The sequence below is a fragment of the Spirosoma radiotolerans genome (assembly GCF_000974425.1).
Taxonomy (GTDB): domain Bacteria; phylum Bacteroidota; class Bacteroidia; order Cytophagales; family Spirosomataceae; genus Spirosoma; species Spirosoma radiotolerans.
On the sequence record NZ_CP010429.1, the window covers coordinates 3,636,375 to 3,654,830 of the forward strand.

Sequence of the window (18,456 nt, forward strand, 5' to 3'; positions counted from 1 at the left end):
CCTACTTAAGTTCATTAGAAAGAATGTTTGTCATCTCTCCTTCCGCACCGGCGGACCGGTCGGGATGGCAAACATTTGACTTTACGCTTGCAACAACACCTTCTTATGACTCAACGGCGACGCACTTCTATAATTCTGATTTTGGGTGCCATGACGGCATTATCTCCCTTTTCGATTGACATGTACTTGCCTGGTTTTCCGGCCATTGCCCGCGATCTGCAAACAACGGTACCTCAGGTTGCCCTTTCCCTTTCTACATTCTTCATTGGTATCTCGGCGGGGCAATTGCTATACGGCCCGCTGCTGGATCGGTTCGGCCGAAAAAAACCGCTGTATGCGGGCATGAGTCTGTTCATCCTAACCTCCATTGGGTGCATGACTGCGCAAAGCATCGACTGGTTGATTGCCCTTCGTTTTTTGCAGGCGGTGGGTAGTTGTGTAGCGGGCGTGGCGGCTGTAGCGATGGTACGCGACCTGTTTCCGGTAGAAGAGAATGCAAAGGTATTTGCCCTGTTAATGCTGGTGCTTGGCCTGTCGCCCTTGTTAGCGCCGACCATCGGTGGCTATGTTACGGCCGCTTTTGGCTGGCAGTCTGTTTTTATCATTCTGGCCATAATGGGCGCGCTACTCCTCCTGGCGACACGCTACGGATTGCCGAATGGCTACCAACCCGACACCTCGTTGTCGCTGAAGCCCCGGCCTATACTGGCCAACTTCCTGGCGGTGCTTCGGGAGCCTCAATTTTCGACCTATGCCTTTGCGGGCGGCATGTCCTTTGCGGGCCTGTTTGCCTATGTAGCCGATTCACCGCTGGTGTTCATGGATATTTTCAAGGTCAGCGGGCAAGTGTATGGCTGGATATTCGCAGGATTGTCGGTGGGCTTGATTGGTGCCAGCCAGCTCAACGGTCTCCTATTACGGCACTACCGGAGTGAACAATTGGTGTTTGCCGCCCTTTGTAGCCAGGTGACCATCACCCTGATTTTTCTGTTGCTGACCAGCCTTGGCTGGATTGGGCTCACCGGTACGCTGATTCTGCTGTTTGCTTTTCTGGCTTGCCTCGGCATCAGCAATCCCAACAACGGAGCGTTGTCGTTGGCCCCGTTCACTAAAAATGCAGGCAGTGCTTCAGCATTGATGGGCGCGACTCAAATGGGCCTCGGTGCTTTGGCGTCCTTTTGTGTAAGTGTTCTTAACAATCATACGGCCATACCCATGGTGAGCATTATGGCATCCACATCCCTGGTGGCCTTGCTGATTTTGCTGGTGGGCCGTAGAAACATCAGAAACAAGGCAACTAAATCGGCCGCGTCAATACAAGACCCGATCGCTCTGTAATGAGCTTTCGTATAATCATTTTTTGTCATTCTGAAGCCGGAAGAATCTAAAATTAGATCCGCTCACAAGTGAGAAAACGTTAAGATTCTTCCGGCTTCAGAATGACAAAAAACTAGGCCGCTACCGTCATTCGGATGGTCGATGTACTTCCTTCGGGTAGCAATTCGGGAATTGGTTCTACCGTAACGACCACAAACTTAGAGGTCGGCTGGTTGCTGATGTAGGCAACACTGGCAATGGGAACCAGCGGGTTCATTTCCGGGTAATAAGCCGCGGTGTTGCCTTTAGGAATGTTGTAGGGAATAGCGATGAATCGCTCCAGCATTCGTTTCTGGCCCTCAAAATGGCTGGTAATCGTCACCAACTGCCGCTCACGGATGTGCCGATCATCCATATCCTGTGGATTCATGAAGATCACCCGCCGTTCGCCATACACGCCCCGGTATCGGTCGTTGTAATCATAAATTGTCGTATTGAACTGGTCGTGGCTCCGAATGGACATCAGCACCAGTTGATCTGGCTCAAGGGTATGTTTCGGCATGTCCGTCACGGTAAAATTAGCCTTTCCATTTTCCGTGGTGAAGTTTCGTTCGCGAGGGCCATTGGGCAGATAAAAGCCACCCGGCTTACGAATCTTCTCGTTAAACTTATCGAAGCCGGGAATCACCCGAGCAATCGCATCCCGAATCGTATCGTAGTTTTCCGTATATCCTACCCAATCGACTGTCGAGCGGTCGCCCAGTGTTGCAATAGCAATCCCGGACAGAATAGCTACCTCGCTGAGCATTTCGCGGGATAGGGGCTGTAGCACCCCTTTGTTCTGGCTGACCACGCCCATGGAGTTTTCGCAGGACGTGAACTGATGGCCTGAGCGCTGCATATCGATGTCTACGTGGGTCAGGCAGGGCAAAATCAGGGATGTTTCACCCGTTACAAGGTGACCCCGGTTAAGCTTCGTGCTGACAAAAACGGTAAGCCGCTGTTTGCGAAGCGCTTCGGCGACGAACTCGGTATCAGGAGCTGCCGACAGGAAATTACCTCCCAGGCTCATAAATACCTTCGTTTTGCCTTCATACATCGCCTTGATCGACTCGACCACATCATAACCATGCTCGCGGGGCGGCTCGAAACCGTATTCCTCCTTCAGTGCATCCAGAAACTCTTTATGAGGCCGTTCCCAAATGCCCATGGTGCGGTCGCCCTGCACATTGGAATGACCCCGAACGGGACAGGTTCCTGCACCCGGCTTGCCAACCGCCCCTTTCATCAGGTGCAGGTTGACGATCTCCTGCACGCTCATTACGCCGTTCTTCTGCTGCGTAATGCCCATTGCCCAGCACGTAATGATTTTTTGCTTGGGTGCGATCAGATTAGCGGCTTCCAGCAATTGTCCCTGCGATAGTCCGCTGATTTCCTCGATATCTTCCCAACTGGTGTTTCGAAGGTTCTCCAGAAACTCATCGTAGTGAGCCGTGTATTGCTTGATAAATTCGTGGTCGATAACCTCGCCGGGATTTAGCTCTTCTGCCCGCAGGAGGTGCTTCATGATGCCCTGCAAAACGGCCATGTCCCCGTTCACCTTCACCTGTAAATGCAGGTCGGCAATGGGTGTGCCCGCACTGAGTAACGTACCCACGGCTTTAATAGGATTCATGAAATCCTGTGGATTCTTGAAGTGACTCAGCCCCGCTTCGTGCAACGGATTAACGGCAATGATCTTAGCTCCGTTTCGCTTGGCAATTTGCAGCGCCGTCAGCATTCTGGGGTGATTAGTGCCGGGGTTCTGCCCAATGATCAGAATGACTTCTGCTTCGTGTACATCATTCAGCGTTACAGACCCCTTACCCAAGCCCAGGGTGGGGCTTAGACCCGAACCGCTGCTTTCGTGGCACATGTTGGAGCAGTCGGGCAGATTGTTGGTGCCAAATTGCCGCACAAAAAGCTGATAGAGGTAAGCCGGTTCATTGGGCACCTTACCCGATGTGTAAAAGATGGCTTCGTTGGGCGATTTCAGTGCATTGAGTTCATCAGCCACTAATTGAAACGCATCGGGCCACGAAATTTTGGTATAATGCGTTGCTCCGGGACGCCGAACAACGGGATGCGTTAACCGGCCGGCATTGTTCAGATCGCGGTCGGTCATGTGCGATAGCTCTACCAGACTGTGGTTGGCAAAGAACTCCGGATCGACGCGCCGATGATCGGCATCGGACGCAGTGGCTTTGGCACCGTTTTCGCAAAACTCCGCTACCGACCGATGGTCGTCGGGATCGGGCCAGGCGCATGATGAGCAATCGAACCCATCTTTCTGGTTAAGTTTCAACAGGGCATGCGTACCCCGGCCTACCCCCGCTTCTCCCCACGAAAATTCCATGGATTTAAGTACAGCGGTAACCCCGGCTGCCACCGTGGCGGGTTTGCCTAGTTTGAGTCCCGTAAAGGCTTCTGGTGGTTGAGCCAGAACGGGGTTTCTACGTTTAGCACCTACATTATCGGGGGTAGGAAAAACGCGCTTGTCGGCATCGGGCTTACCCGATGGGTCGTAGTGATCATTGGTCATTTCTGTGCCCTGGTTAGGACGTTCACCGCTTTTGGGTGCATTATTTATATCCTGTTCGGCCGGATTACTTGGCTTGGATTCGCTGTTTGGGGACTTTTCCATACAATCAAGTGGCTATAACGTCGAGACTGAACCGTTGCGCTGGCTACGCTGGTCAACTCAGCCGGTCTATCTGTAACTAAATAAGGGCACGTATGGCCACACAGAAGCAACTTTTTTCCGATAGTATTGGTGTATGGGCCTTCCGATGGAAAAAGGGAATGGTTTACAGCCGGTCATGAACCACCTGGGTGGCTTATTTTACGGAGAAGAAATGGTTGATGGCACTAGAAATTGGGGGCTTGTTTTACGTCAAACGAATAAACACGATGAGCATAAAATTAAATGCACACAATTTACCTGCGATGCAGTCTCACTCAAAATTCTTTTTTTTCGTTCGCAACTCTTTCACGTCAAAATCAAACGAGAGGTCGTTCATGCACTTGAAGTGCTTCATTGGGCAGTTACCGAGGCCAGTGGCTGAACAGGGACGGCAACCTAAACCCGGTGTTTCGAGCCGAACGTGGGCCGTCTTGTAGGGGTAGAACCCGAACTGGGGCGTTGTGCTCCCCCAAATGGAATAGACTTTTTTCCGAAGGGCAGCGGCTATGTGCATCAGTCCTGTGTCGTGACTAAAAACCACCCGGGCCCGTTGTAAAAGCGAAGCGGATTGATTGAGATTAAACAGGCCACAGGCGTTATAAATCTGCTCATGCCCAATGGCCCGCACAATTTCGTCGCCAACCTGACGGTCCTCCTTATCGCCCAACAAGACAATGGGATAATTTATTTTAAGACATAACTCGATTATGCGCAACAGGGGCAACCGACAGGTCATGTGCTTACCGCCAATGGCATAGGCAACGAAATCGTTCTGGTGCGTTTCCGGCAACCAGCTGGCTTCAACTTCATCTTTGTACGGGATAAAATAATCCAGCCCGCGCCCGTCGTTTTCTATCCCTAACGGCATTACAGTGGCCATATAGCGATCCACAATATGCTGGTCAGGAAGCGCATTGATTTTCCAGCCAACGTAAAGCCATTTACGAAAAGACTGGTTGTCAACGCTGTACGACCGCGAACCCAGCGCTGCCTTAATCAGGCGGGTGGAAAACGTATTTTGCAGGTCAATAACGTAGTCGAACCGCTGGATCTTGAGTTGCCGGATCAACGCATACAAGCTATCTTCCAGATAGTGACGTTCAGCAATGTATGGATTGTGGGCAACGATGGGCTGGTATTCCCGACGGGTACAAAAATGAATGACGGCATTGGGGATTTGCTGTTTCAGACAACGCACAACAGGCGATGTCAGTACGACATCGCCAATAGAGGCAAATTGCAGAATCAGTACGTTCACCGGGGAGGCCATAGTGTAATCTCTTTACAAATCTATTCTATTTCTAATACCTCACCAAACCAATTAATAAGTCCACCAGCGCGGCTTGACGGGTGTCCGGTACAAGTTGTTTGCGCACGCAATACAGGGCGGTGTTGTTGGGTAGGGCGTCTCCGTTGGAAAATCTAGTTTAGGTGCTCCCTGACCTGTACTGCGGTCTACATATAAATAACCTGCCGAAAGGCCAGTTGCCCCAAAATACCCGTACACCAATTCGTCAGGATTACTGACAGATTTTACATTCCCCTGCACAGTTGACGGAGCTGCATCAAATAATCCGCCTGTATTATTGGTCAGTTGCCGCACACTTTTCCAGAACTGGTAGGCGCTTCGGCTAAGTGCCTGCTGCTCAACTTCTATATAATATCGACTGAATGACGTGAAGGGTACATCAGCAATAAACTGTCGGCTAATTGCTTTTCCGTTAATGTTTGCGTCTGAATTAAGGTTGATGCAAGTGTAACAACGGGTAATATCCCAGCAGTCAGAACAGCAGGTTATACCCGTATAGATACTTCTGGCAGGCACAAAGGTTTTCTGGCACGCAATGGCCATCTCATAATGCGTCCAATTCCACTTGTAGTAGTTACCTAACGTATCTGGATCTTTTGAATCCAGAAAAACAGACCAGGTTTGTACGGCATCGGCAGTGGCTGTAGCGGGTGTGTAATTGGATTCGTAGTACAGTTTCTGAATGGGTGGAACGGCGGGTAAAACTTCCGGTGTCGACACATACCGTTTGCCGGATTTAGTTTGAATCGTGAGCGTATAGCTTCGTCCCGGCACGCCCCGTAGCCCCGTTGCACTGGTCTGATAAGTGCCCCCCGGTGATTGCTCTTTCAGGGTTTCCTGATTACCCTGATTGTCGGAGATGACAACCGTTGCGCCAGCTTCCAGCAGGTTGAGGCTTTTAAAAGAATAATCGGCTGTTCGCGAAAGTTTGATGGTATATGGTCCCGGTTGATCCGTAATCTGGCCCTCAATGATCAGAGATGAGTCGATACTGATTGTATCCGGCTGATAAGGGGTTACACACGCATACATAGCCAGCATCAACAGGCAGATACCCCAACTTCCCGTTCGTTTAAAGCAATCTATTTTTTTCTTTATCATTCGTTAAAACTGCCACCAGCGTGGCTTAATTGGGGTTCGGTAAAGGTTATTTTCGCAAACGGCACAGCCCGTAGGCTGCGGTACAATTATGGGAACATCTATGTCAGGAATACCCTCCCCTTTGCTGCGGTCCACATTCATGTATTGCTCTGCGATCCCTGTTGCGCCAAAATAACCATAGACTATTTCGGTTGGATCGCTCATCGAATGAACGTTCCCCCGCACGGTAGCCGGAGCAGCATCGAACAGGCCACCCGTATTGCTCGTCAACTGCCGAACGCTTTTCCAGAATTCATACGCTCCTTTACTGATCGCCTGTTGCTGTACTTCAATGTAATACGCACTTGTCGATTTATAGGGCACGCGCGAAATGAATTGTCGACTAATGGCTTTTCCATTAATATTGACGTCTGACGTGATGTTGATGCAGGTATAACAGCGGGTAATATCCCAGCAATTTGAACAGCAACCCACGCCCACCAGGCTACCATCCAGCAGTTCCTGCTTTAAACAGACGGACGTAAATTCGTAATGTGTCCAATTCCATTTGTAAAAGTTGCCCGGTGCTTCGGGGTCTTTCGTGTCCAGATACACGTCCCATCCCTGGCTCTTTGCCAGACTTATCCCACCCGATTCTTTTGTGTATTCTGAATAAATTTTTAAAATAGGTGGAGCAGCCGGTAGTACTTCAGCGTCTGATTCATACTTCTTCCCTGCTTTCGTCTGAATACTGACCTTGTAACTCCGACCGGCTACACCCTGCAGGCTGGCCGTCTGGTAGGTTCCCCCAGGGGCTTGTTCCTTTAGGGTTTCCTTATTGCCCAAATTATCCGAAATGACGACCGTGGCACCTGTCTCCAGCAAATTCAGGCTTTTGTACGAATAATCGGCCGTGCGGGTAAGTTTGATCGTATACGGGCCGGGTTGATCGGTAACCTGTCCTTCAATAATCAACGAGGGAGGAATGCTGACGGCATCGGGCTGAAACTCCGTAACGCACGAAACCACGAGAAGTGCACACAGCAAGAGCGGAGCAAATACGTAAACAGGCAGTCTCATCAGAATTTGAAGTTGTAAGTCAATGAAGGGAAAGCCGTACCGAAAATTGATAGCTTATAGGCGTCCGAAGCCGAGGCCGGACTCAACTTGTAGAATATGGAGTACGCATTTTTGTGGGCATACACGTTGTAGATCGAAAACACCCAACTGCTCTGGTTCTTCTTATGCTTGAGCGGATTCTGCTCAAACGTCATGGAGAAATCGAGTCGGTGATAATCCGGAACGCGCTGTTGGTTACGGTCCAGATAGATCGGGATCAGTATTCCTGCCACCCGGGCAATGGCCGACGGCTGCGTCGTTGGCCGCCCTGTGCTGTAGGTAAAATTCAACGACATACTAAACCAAGGCGTTGGACGGTGGGTAGCCAGTACATTGAGGGTATGGGGTTTGTCGTAGTTAGCCGGATATGGATTACCGTTGTTGACTCGTTCGCTAGCGTACGGGCTATTCATGGTCAGGAAGGTGCGGGCATAGGTATAACTCATGAAACCCGTCCAACGGCCCTTATTTTTGCGCAATAGGCCTTCAAAACCGTAGGCCCGGCCGCTCCCCTGCACAATCTGCGTTTCAACCGCTTGCGCCAGTTGCAGCTCGGCCCCGTCCCGATAGTCGATGGCATTGGTCAGTGTTTTATAATACACTTCGCCCGATGCCTCAATGTCATTGTCGGCGGTGTTACTAAAATACCCCAGTGACCACTGATCGGCGATTACGGGCTTCGTATACATATCGCTCAGGTGCCAGCGCGACGTGGGCAGGGCAGCTGTTGTATTGGTTACCTGTTGAATATACTGCCGCAGTCGGCTATAGCCGACTTTGATGGCCTTTCCCTCACTGACCGACCAGCGTACGGCCAGCCGGGGTTCCAGTCCACCCATTGAGTGATAGATTTTACCCGACCCATACGTTTGCTGAGAGGCTACCGTTTCATCCTGCCGGGGGCCATTTTCCTGGTAGGTGCGTACCGTGGCAGGTCCCCGATTCAATAATTCGGAATAGCGCAGCCCGGCAATAACCGCTACCGCCGTATTTACTTTCCATTCGTCCTGAACATAGGCCGCGAGTTCGTAGGCCTGCTCGCGGGCTAAGTCGACCGGCAGCACGTTGGAATACGGACCCGGAACACGGGTGTTTGGCTGGATCTGGTAAGCAATAGCGCTCACGCCTGTCTGCCATTGGTGGACTTCGTTGGGTGTATACGTCAGGTCTGATTTGATCTGCCGATGCCAGACACCTGACTTCAACTCAAAGGCGTTCGACGAGTCGGGCGATGATAAATTAGCCTGATAACGGCTTAAGATGACAGATGTGGCCAGATTGACCTGTTTACTCATGAAGTAATTCCAGCGCAGCACGGCGTTCATCGTCTGATAATTGAACCGGGTTGAGGAGGCATTAATTTCCTGCCCGGAGAGGGAGTCCGACGCCAGCTTAAAAATATCCTTACTCAGGTAGCCCGTCAGCGTAATCGTATTTTTTTCGTTGGGCTGGTACTTAAGCTTAGACGTCAGGTCGTAGAAATTAGCTTGTGTCCCTTTCAGATTCGGGGGCGCCAGTTTAAACAGAAAATCATTAAACGATGCCCGCGCAGCGATCAGAAACGACAGTTTGTTTTTAATGATTGGCCCCTCAATGCCTAACCGGCTGGAAATGATGCCAATGCCTCCATTTACACTCCATTTAGTGGCATCCGGCTCTTTGATCTTCACATCGAGTACCGACGAGGCCCTGCCCCCGTAAGCGGCTGCTACCCCACCCCGATTCAAGGTTACGTCGCGCACCACATCGGGGTTAAAGACGGAGAAAAAGCCCATTAAGTGGCTGGAATTGAATACCGGAGCCTCGTCGAACAAGATCAGGTTCTGGTCGGCGCTCCCGCCCCGAACGTTGAAACCGGGTGCGCCCTCACCAACCGTTGTTACACCCGGCAATAATAGCAGACTGCGCACGATGTCGACCTCGCCCATCAGGGGCGGAATCCGGCGGATGCTGCGAATGGTCAATTGCGAAACACCTATTTCCACTTTACGAACATTTCGGTCGGGTGTTTCACTGGTCACGACGACCTCTTCCAGGTCTTTGGCATCGTCTTCCATCGTCACCTCCCGGAAGAGCGTTTTTTGCAACGAAATGGTATCCTGCTTAGAGCGATAGCCCACGTGTGAGAACCGTAGGACGTACTGGCCAGGCGGCAGTTGGACAATGTAAAATCCATCTTTTGCGGTCACATAGCCTTTGGATACGTTCAGTACGACAATGTTGACCCCCTGAATGGGTTTACCGGTTTTCACATCCCGAACGTAGCCCGTTGCCGAGAACGTAGCCGGAGCAACCGTAGAGTTGTTTTTTTGCTGGGCCATAGCCCCATTGAGCAGCCATAATGAAAGCAACAGTAAACATAAAAAACGCATAGAGTGGTGGTTAGAAGGCACAATTAAACGAGTCCATCAAGCTGATACTTAATGGAATAAAGAATCAAAATAATTGATATACCCTATTTCTAACTAACCTTAAGCAATTATTAATCTAAGCTTGTCTGGACGACCAAATCTACTTAAGTATATTTTTACGCCTATTTTGAAGATAATTACTCATCTCTTCCAGCGTGAGGGCATTAAAGGTCATGGCTTTGGTTAAGCCGCCTTTTCGGCCTATGGCCACGCCATAATGCATGTCAAGCAACCCAACCAGATTGTGTGCATCGGGGTTGATACTCAGCATAACCCCCTGCTGCATGGCGTAATCGATCCAGTGCCAGTCAATGTCGAGCCGGTATGGACTGGCGTTGATTTCAATTATGACATTGTGCTCGGCACAAGCGTCGATGATGGCCCGGTGATCGATTGGATAGCCTTCGCGAGCGAGTAGTAAACGACCGGTGGGATGCCCGAGGATTGTCGTATAAGGGTTTTCAATGGCCCGTAACAACCGCGTCGTGGCCTTCTCCTGAGTCATCGTCAGGGTTTGATGGACCGATGCAACCACATAATCGAAGGTAGCCAGCGTAGCATCATCGTAATCGAGGGAACCGTCACTCAGAATATCCGACTCAATGCCTTTAAAAATACGAAATTCATCCCCAAACCCTTTGTTCAGTTCATCGATTTCGAGCTGTTGCTGATGCACCCGTTCGGCGTCGAGTCCACCGGCATAAGAAGCCGTTTTGGAATGGTCGGCAATACCAAAATAACTCAAGCCCAGTTCCCGGCAGTAGGCCGCCATATCGGCCACGGATTGCTTGCCATCCGACCAGGTGCTGTGGTTATGCAGCGTTCCCCGAAGGTCATCCCAGGTGACGAGTTCTTCATTGGAATGGCGGCTGGCCCAGCGAAAAGCAAAGTCATCTTCGCGCATCTCGGGAACGATATACGGTAAACCCGCCTGCTGGTAGATAGCCTTTTCTGCGTCAGCTACTGCCGTCGCCGTTGGGTTCTTTACGTCTGGCAGATTACTCGCATACGCAATCTGGAGTAAGGGAATACCTCCCGTTCCGGCCTGGCGTAAATGGGGGTCGGCAGCGGTATGAATGAAGAGTTGCCGGTTCATTTGTTCGGCCGGATACAGCAGCAATTCTACCTGAACATCGAACCCCGTTAATTGTCCCCGCCAAACAAACGGCGACGATTCGACTTCGTTTTGATGTAGATTGGGCAACGTATTCAGCGTACCCATTGCCGAAATCGGATCGCTGGTCTGGATCAGCAGTTGGACGACATCCACCTCCTGCGCTTTCCGACGTACCTGACCACTGAGTTCGACGCGCTCGAAATGCGTTGATAATTCGTCCTGGAGCAAGTTAGCCATCATGGCCGCTTTGTCCATTCGTACCTTGCCTTGCTGTTCCTGCAAAAACTCCAGGGCAGCCAGTATTTTCTCCTGCGTGCTGGTCCCAAATCCTTTAATTTTGGCGATTTGGCCGTTCTCGCCCGCCAGTTGAAGATCCCGAAGGTTGGTAATGCCCAACTCATGCCAGAGAGTACGGACTTTCTTAACACCCAATCCCTTTATCCGAAACATGTCCAGAACACCTTCGGGCGTTTGGGCCAGCAGCTCATCCAGGTCCGTCAGGTGTCCGGTTTCAGCTATTTCCCGGATTTTTTGTGCTACCGATTTGCCCACGCCGGGCAGTTTAACCAGTTCCTCTACGGGCAGGTTGCCCAGGTCAGCCGTGGATTTGTCCAGGTTAAAGGCGGCACTCTGGAAGGTACGGGTTTTGAAGGCATCACGGTCGTGAAGCTCCATCAACCGGCCAGTCAATTCAAGCAGGTCGACGATTTCGGAATTGGTCATGGTAATGGGGGAATTCACTCCGCAAGTTAGGCAATTGGTCAGATTTTAAGGACAGCAAGAGGCTAGCGCTATGATCTTTGATCTGTCGAGACACAAATCAGTCTAATCACTCCTAAACAAAAACGCAGGATCATGGAAACGATACACAATACGCCCCAGCGCGACCCTTATTTGTGGAAACAAGCGAAAGCCCGCGTCGGTTTTCGTATTCACCTACGCACTTTCCTGATTATTAATAGTGGCTTGTGGCTCATCTGGGCTTTTACCGCCTTCGCCGTTCAGTCAGACGGCCATTCGGGCACTGTTTTCCCCTGGCCCATTTTCCCGATGATTGGCTGGGGTATCGGCTTAGTCTCACACTATCTCACCGTGTTTCATAGCAGCGAGCAAAACATGATTGAAAAAGAGTACCAGAAACTGGTGAGTCAGTGAAATGGTATTCGGTTTTTGGTTTGGGGTCTATATAGATGGGTTAATTGACAATCAAACGCGCTTTTTTCACCGTAAACCAAAACCGAATACTTAAACCTATACCGCTACCGGCGCCTTGATAGCGGGGTGTGGGGCATAATTTTCGAGCGTGAAATCGTCGTACGTAAAGTCAAATACCGACTTCACCGCTGGATTGAGCCGCATGGTTGGCAACGGCCGGATGTCGCGGGCGAGCTGTGTTTCCACCTGCTCCAGGTGGTTCAGGTACAAATGGGTATCACCGCCCGTCCAGATAAATTCGTGAGCTGTGTAGCCGCACTCCTGGGCAATCATCATCGTTAGCAACGCATAGCTGGCAATGTTGAAGGGCACTCCCAAAAACACGTCGGCACTGCGCTGGTAAAGCTGGCAGGAGAGCTTGTTTACCGTCTCTCCTTTTTCGGGGTCCGGGGGCGCTACGTAAAATTGCATCAACAGGTGACAAGGCGGCAGGGCCATGCTGGGAACATCGGCGGGATTCCAGGCCGAAATAATCATCCGTCGCGAATCGGGGGTGTTTTTAAGCTGTTTCAGCACATCACTCAACTGGTCAATCGTTTGGCCATCCGACTGCCAGCTTCGCCACTGTTTGCCATACACGGGCCCCAGGTCCCCGTTCTCATCCGCCCATTCGTCCCAGATAGAAACACCATTGTCTTTCAGGTACTTGATATTGGTATCGCCCTTGATAAACCACAACAATTCGTGGATGATGGACTTGGTATGTACCTTCTTGGTCGTTAGCAGTGGAAAGCCATCCTGCAGGTTAAAGCGCATCTGGTAACCAAAAACACTAATAGTACCTGTGCCGGTGCGGTCTGTTTTACGCGAACCATTGGCGAGAATATGGCGTAGGAGATCGTGGTATTGTTGCATAAACAAAAGTCGTAAGTCGCGAGGGGGAAGGCAAACTTTAGGGCAAAAATAAAACCCCTCGCCCGAAAGGCGGAGGGGTTGAGTACACCATTACGGAAGGATATAAGGTCTAAGCCTGGGCTTTTTTCATGCAGCACGCATGCCCGCTTCCTTTCTCGCAGTCAGCCGACTTCGCTTTGTCACAGGCCGCTGACGCAGCTTTTTTAACCTTCTTGTCTTTACGAATGTCACCAGCAAATGACAGGGTCGTTAGGGTAGCCAGCAAAGCAACACCCAGGATGGTTTTTTTCATGATCAATCCCGTTTTTACGTTTCTGATACGATCGTGTATCGCTCAAACGCGTGCAAAAACTACGCCACTTTCTGACACTACCTTTGGCAGCTTCTGTGAAGCGCAGATGTCTGCTTAAGCTTGGATCTCAAATGAATACGTAATGTCGGTGGAAGGCCGGAACTGCGCGGTGGCCGAGCAATATTTGTCCATTGATAGATCAATGGCCCGTTTCACCTTTACTTCGTCTAACTGGCCCTTGAGCAGGTACGTAATATGAATCTTTTTGAAAGGCGAGGGCGTCGCGTCCTTCTCCCGAAGACCATCAACTTTCATCCGAAAGTCGTCGATGACTTGTTTTTGTTTTTGAAGGATCAGGACCACGTCGATCGCCGAGCAACCGGCCAGGCCCATCAGCAACATTTCCATCGGGCGGGCGCCCGCATTATGGCCACCAATGTCGGTTGCCGCATCCATATGCTGGGCCACGCCTGAGGTGCCAAGCGCTTCAAAATGAAAAGCATTGTCGACGCGTACCAGCTCGACATGCATTGTCTTAAATTCCTGAACGGTGTCAACCGGTTGTGAATCAAGCATTGTGTTTTTGCGTTTAATGGAAAGAGTTTGTATTTTCACAAGCCCAAAGTAAAACAGGCTATGTCTGAAAAATTCACTGACGACCTTTTTGACCTTAAAAACGACCGGCGGTTGAGCGTCTACCTGTATCGGGCAGGGTTCGGTGCCTGGCTGCTTTACATCCTGTCGGGCGCAAAGTTCATGCAGTCGGTGAGTCATTATCGAACAGATTTTGGCGTGTTCTCGTTCTTTCTGATGGTCATGGGCTTATCGGCATCCATGATATACGATTACTACCACCACCCGGCGGAGTTCGCCCAGAAAAGAAAATGGCTGGCCTTCAGCTATTTAGTGCTGGCCGGATTGGTTTACTTTCTTATTCTGAATAATAAGCCCATTGCACTACCGCGTTTCCTCGGGCAGGGTCTTTTCTAATTTTCCGCTCAAGACAGTTGTTTCCTTTTCACTTATCAGGCGATTGGTGTGTTCTTCATTGCACTGCCCTCGCTATAATCAGGCCACGGTGATGTAAGCCGGGCCGCCGGTGCGATTCTTAAAACTGACATTACGGCGAGCAATCTGTACATGCCCGCCCAGCCGATCAGGTTGCCGATTATGCATCCAACCGCCCCACCTGTACACGAATAGTTCATTTTCAGCAGCTTCATACAGTAGCGACCCGGCTTCTTCTTCTTTGTCCTATTAGACTATTCCATGATTAACTAGTACCCAAACCAAAACCCCAGCCTTCGCTACTCAATGCAGATTGACCATTCGCTCCACCCGGCCGACCTATCAACAAAACTTGACCGATTATGGACGCTCTCGGGTCAGAAGATCCGACTGATCGATACCGAATACGACGAAAAAAAAGGTTCTCCAGTCTTCACCGTTCAGGGTAAGTATACTACCCGAGGCTGGACAGAATGGACACAGGGCTTTCAGTTTGGGTCAGCTATTTTACAGTTCGATGCCACCGATGACTCTTATTTTCTGGAGATGGGGCGTCAGAAAACAATCAGCGTGATGGCTCCTCACATCAGCCATATTGGTGTGCATGACCACGGTTTCAACAACGTCAGCACCTATGGCAACCTGCTTCGACTGATGCAGGAAGGACGGATTCCTGCTACTGATTGGGAGCGAAACGTTTACGAGCTAGCGTTAAAAATCTCCGGAGCTGTTCAGGCCAGCCGCTGGACACCCATCAGAAACGGGGGCTTTATCAGTTCCTTCAACGGGCCGCACTCCCTCTTTGTCGATACCATTCGCTCGTGCCGGTCCCTGGTGCTGAGCCACGCGCTGGGTCATGTTTTCCAGGGAGAGGGCGATGTAAAAATCAACCTCCTGGAACGGGCGCTTCAGCACATGAAAGCCACGGCCGATTACTCCGTATTTTATGGCGAAGGACGCGATACCTATGACATCTGGGGGCGTACGGCCCACGAAAGTGTTTTTAATGCGAAAGACGGCAATTTCCGTTGCCCTAATTCGCAGCAAGGTTACTCGGGCTTTACGACCTGGACGCGTGGCCTCGCCTGGGCCATGTGTGGATTTGCCGAAGAACTCGAATGGCTCGCCACCCGCGATGATGCTGAATTGGAAGCCTTTGGCGGACGCGAGCGCATCGAAGCCTTCATGCGAAAAGCCGCTACGGCCACCTGCGATTTTTATATTGATCATACTCCGACCGATGGCATTCCCTACTGGGATACAGGCGCACCAAACTTACACCGCTTAGGCGACTACCTGAATCGCCCGGCCGATCCGTATAATGCGTTTGAGCCCGTCGATAGCTCGGCTGCGGCCATTGGTGCGCAGGGATTGTTACGGTTAGGCAACTATCTGAAACAGACGGGCAATACAGAAGCAGGTCAACGGTATTTTCAGGCAGGACTGACTATCCTTAACACGCTCTTCGACGAGCCCTACCTCAGTACTGACCCAAGCCACCAAGGCTTGCTTTTGCATTCTATCTACCACCAGCCCAACGGCTGGGATTACGTACCGGCGGGGAGCAAAATTGCCAACGGCGAATCGAGCATGTGGGGCGATTACCATGCGCGTGAGGTCGCCTTGTATCTCCAGCGAATCATTCACAACCAACCCTACTACACCTTTTTTAACCGCATCGCTGAACCGCACCAGACCCGATGAGCGAGAAATACAAGCCGCAGTTTCCGCGCATGGCCCAGTTGAAAACCACGACTGACCTACGCGATTATTTAACGAGGAACGACATTGGCCTGCCGTTCGATGAAACCTTATTGCCCCCTGCCGAAAGCCCGTTTAACCGACCGATTCAGCTCAAGTCAGGCAAAACCATTGGCAACAGCCTTTGCATTTTACCCATGGAAGGCTGGGACGGCACCACCGACGGCCGACCAACGGATTTTACCCGAACCCGCTGGAAGAAGTTCGCTATCAGTGGCGCGAAACTCCTGTTTGGCTGTGAGGCTGTGGCCGTTTGCCATTCGGGGAAGGCCAACCCAAACCAGTTGGTGCTGAATAATGAAACCTTTTCTGATTTTGTCGAGCTGCGACAACTCATTCTGGATGCCCATACTGAAGCGTTCGGGCAAACCGACGATTTATTGATTGGACTTCAGCTAACCCATTCAGGGCGCTTTTGTAAACCTGCGGATAAGAAAACCTTTGAGCCGAAGATTCTGTACAGTCATCCGTTCCTGAACAGCAAGTTCGGCATGAGCGCTGACCACCCAGTGCTCACGGATGAGGACATTGATCAGATCATCGAACAATACGTAGAAGCCGCCAGACTCGCTCAAAAAGCAGGTTTCGATTTTGTGGATGTAAAACACTGCCACGGTTATCTGGGTCATGAGTTCCTAAGTGCGGTGAGCCGGGAAGGGCGATACGGGGGCTCATTTGAGAACCGGACGCGCTTTCTGCGAACCATCGTTGCGGGCATTCGGGAAGCCGCGCCAGGGCTTGAGATCGGGATTCGCCTGAGTGCATTCGATATGCTCCCCTTCAAAAAAGGGCCGACGGGCGCGGGCATTCCCGAAGGGGCAGAACAGTACCCGTTCGCCTTTGGCGGGAAAGCCAACGGATTAGGCTTCGACCTGACGGAGACGAAAATGCTGCTGTCATTGGTAGAATCGCTTGGTATACAGCTGGTCTGTGTGACAGGGGGAAGCCCCTACTACAACCCGCACCTGATGCGACCGGCGCTGTTTCCCCCGTCGGACGGTTATCTGCCACCCGAAGACCCGCTGTTGGGGGTGAAACGCCAACTCGATGTTACCCACGAACTGAAACAGGCCTTTCCGAATCTGGTCATTATTGGGTCAGGGTATTCGTATTTACAGGAATGGCTTCCTAACGTAGCCCAACATGTCCTGCGCACGGGTATGGCCGATAGTGTTGGTTTTGGGCGTATGGTCCTGTCTTACCCGACGATGCCCGCCGATATGCTTGCCGGTCGGGCGCTGGTTCGCAACCAGATTTGCCGTACGTTTTCGGACTGCACGACAGCTCCCCGGAATGGCCTCATTTCCGGCTGCTATCCGCTGGACCCGCTCTACAAGAAAACGGCCGAAGCCGACCAGCTCAAAGCGCTAAAAGAAAGCCTATGAAAAACGCGAAGGGTCCGTTCGGGCGTACTGCTCCTGTTGCTTTGATCACAGGAGGAAGCCGCGGCATCGGATACGGTATAGCGGAGCAGTTGGCCGATGCCGGATTCGACCTTGCCATCAATGGTGTTCGGCCGGAAGAGGCCGTCAGGGATGCCCTTAATGGCTTGAAAGACCGGGGAAGCGATGTTATTTATTGCCAGGGCGACATTGCGTCGACATCGGCGAGGGAAGACATGTTACAGGAGATCAAGGCCCATTTCGGTCGGCTCAATGTGCTGGTCAATAACGCGGGCGTAGCCCCTAAAGAGCGCCGGGACATTCTGGAAGCAACTGAAGAAAGTTTTCAGTACGTGCTGTCAACCAATCTGCAGGGAGCTTACTTTCTGACACAGGCTGCCGCCAACTGGATGATTGCCCAACGGGCAGCGCAAGCTGATTTCTGGGGTTGCATTATCAATGTATCATCGGTTTCGGCTACGGTTGCGTCGGTGAATCGAGGGGAATATTGCGTAGCGAAGGCTGGTCTGAGCATGGCGACTCAGCTGTTTGCAACCCGGCTGGGCGAATATGATATACCGGTCTATGAAGTACGGCCGGGCATTATAAAAACGGATATGACGGCCGGCGTAACAGCCAAATACGACGCGCTCATCGACAGCGGGCTTTGCGTGCAGAAACGCTGGGGGCTCCCCAACGATGTAGGCCGAGCCGTAACCGCACTGGCAAAAGGCGATTTCCCCTATTCGACCGGACAAGTCATTCTGGTCGACGGTGGGCTGACGATACCGAGACTGTGAACGGTTTGTAGTTTATAGTTGGCTGGCGCGTCCACGAACCACAAATTATCCGTTTTGACTGATTAGGT

At 51.3% G+C, this 18,456-nt stretch carries 15 protein-coding genes; 6 read left to right on the forward strand and 9 right to left on the reverse strand.

What is annotated here, in order from left to right:
• Nucleotides 1-105: 105 nt before the first annotated feature.
• Entirely contained in the window at nucleotides 106-1,338 is a 1,233-nt protein-coding gene (locus tag SD10_RS14855; RefSeq protein WP_046574692.1) for a multidrug effflux MFS transporter, read from the forward strand.
• A 112-nt stretch (nucleotides 1,339-1,450) separates the two neighbouring features.
• Here SD10_RS14855 and SD10_RS14860 read toward each other — a convergent pair whose 3' ends face one another.
• The 6 genes from SD10_RS14860 to SD10_RS14885 form a co-directional block, all read right to left on the reverse strand.
• The gene (locus tag SD10_RS14860) at nucleotides 1,451-4,000 is read right to left on the reverse strand and encodes an FdhF/YdeP family oxidoreductase (RefSeq protein ID WP_046574695.1); all 2,550 of its coding nucleotides are present in this window, start codon (nucleotides 3,998-4,000) and stop codon (nucleotides 1,451-1,453) included.
• Nucleotides 4,001-4,310: 310 nt separating this feature from the next.
• On the reverse strand, nucleotides 4,311-5,309 hold the full coding sequence (locus tag SD10_RS14865) for a glycosyltransferase family 9 protein (protein WP_046574696.1): 999 nt from the start codon (nucleotides 5,307-5,309) through the stop codon (nucleotides 4,311-4,313).
• Between the two features lie 51 nt (nucleotides 5,310-5,360).
• A complete protein-coding gene (locus tag SD10_RS14870; protein ID WP_052731191.1) occupies nucleotides 5,361-6,449 on the reverse strand; it encodes a DUF4249 domain-containing protein in 1,089 nt (362 codons plus the stop codon).
• Between the two features lie 3 nt (nucleotides 6,450-6,452).
• Nucleotides 6,453-7,508, reverse strand: a complete 1,056-nt coding sequence (locus SD10_RS14875; RefSeq protein ID WP_046574699.1) for a DUF4249 domain-containing protein — start codon at nucleotides 7,506-7,508, stop codon at nucleotides 6,453-6,455.
• Nucleotides 7,508-9,919: a TonB-dependent receptor gene (locus SD10_RS14880; RefSeq protein ID WP_046574701.1), complete on the reverse strand. Its 2,412-nt coding sequence runs from the start codon at nucleotides 9,917-9,919 to the stop codon at nucleotides 7,508-7,510. The genes SD10_RS14875 and SD10_RS14880 overlap by 1 nt, the downstream gene beginning before the upstream one ends.
• Before the next feature lie 139 nt (nucleotides 9,920-10,058).
• Nucleotides 10,059-11,798 (reverse strand): helix-hairpin-helix domain-containing protein, encoded by a 1,740-nt coding sequence (locus tag SD10_RS14885; protein WP_046574702.1) that lies wholly within the window; start codon nucleotides 11,796-11,798, stop codon nucleotides 10,059-10,061.
• Between the two features lie 132 nt (nucleotides 11,799-11,930).
• Between SD10_RS14885 and SD10_RS14890 the strand changes: the two genes are divergently transcribed.
• On the forward strand, nucleotides 11,931-12,230 hold the full coding sequence (locus SD10_RS14890; protein WP_046574703.1) for a 2TM domain-containing protein: 300 nt from the start codon (nucleotides 11,931-11,933) through the stop codon (nucleotides 12,228-12,230).
• Between the two features lie 96 nt (nucleotides 12,231-12,326).
• On the opposite strand, the gene SD10_RS14895 is transcribed toward SD10_RS14890, so the two are convergent.
• The 3 genes from SD10_RS14895 to SD10_RS14905 form a co-directional block, all read right to left on the reverse strand.
• On the reverse strand, nucleotides 12,327-13,145 hold the full coding sequence (locus tag SD10_RS14895) for a thymidylate synthase (protein ID WP_046574704.1): 819 nt from the start codon (nucleotides 13,143-13,145) through the stop codon (nucleotides 12,327-12,329).
• Between the two features lie 109 nt (nucleotides 13,146-13,254).
• On the reverse strand, nucleotides 13,255-13,437 hold the full coding sequence (locus SD10_RS14900) for a hypothetical protein (protein WP_046574708.1): 183 nt from the start codon (nucleotides 13,435-13,437) through the stop codon (nucleotides 13,255-13,257).
• A gap of 114 nt (nucleotides 13,438-13,551) precedes the next feature.
• Nucleotides 13,552-14,013 (reverse strand): OsmC family protein, encoded by a 462-nt coding sequence (locus SD10_RS14905; protein WP_046574711.1) that lies wholly within the window; start codon nucleotides 14,011-14,013, stop codon nucleotides 13,552-13,554.
• Between the two features lie 60 nt (nucleotides 14,014-14,073).
• On the opposite strand from SD10_RS14905, the gene SD10_RS14910 reads away from it, so the two are divergent.
• The 4 genes from SD10_RS14910 to SD10_RS14925 all read left to right on the forward strand — a co-directional run bounded on the left by SD10_RS14910 (nucleotide 14,074) and on the right by SD10_RS14925 (nucleotide 18,388).
• On the forward strand, nucleotides 14,074-14,427 hold the full coding sequence (locus SD10_RS14910) for a hypothetical protein (protein WP_046574713.1): 354 nt from the start codon (nucleotides 14,074-14,076) through the stop codon (nucleotides 14,425-14,427).
• Nucleotides 14,428-14,751: 324 nt separating this feature from the next.
• Entirely contained in the window at nucleotides 14,752-16,149 is a 1,398-nt protein-coding gene (locus SD10_RS14915) for a glycoside hydrolase family 88 protein (protein WP_046574715.1), read from the forward strand.
• Nucleotides 16,146-17,591 carry an oxidoreductase gene (locus tag SD10_RS14920; RefSeq protein ID WP_046574717.1) on the forward strand — a complete coding sequence of 482 codons (1,446 nt, stop codon included), beginning with the start codon at nucleotides 16,146-16,148 and terminating at the stop codon, nucleotides 17,589-17,591. The genes SD10_RS14915 and SD10_RS14920 overlap by 4 nt, the downstream gene beginning before the upstream one ends.
• The gene (locus SD10_RS14925) at nucleotides 17,588-18,388 is read left to right on the forward strand and encodes a 3-ketoacyl-ACP reductase (RefSeq protein WP_046574718.1); all 801 of its coding nucleotides are present in this window, start codon (nucleotides 17,588-17,590) and stop codon (nucleotides 18,386-18,388) included. Before SD10_RS14920 ends, SD10_RS14925 begins: the two co-directional genes overlap by 4 nt.
• Nucleotides 18,389-18,456: the final 68 nt, after the last annotated feature.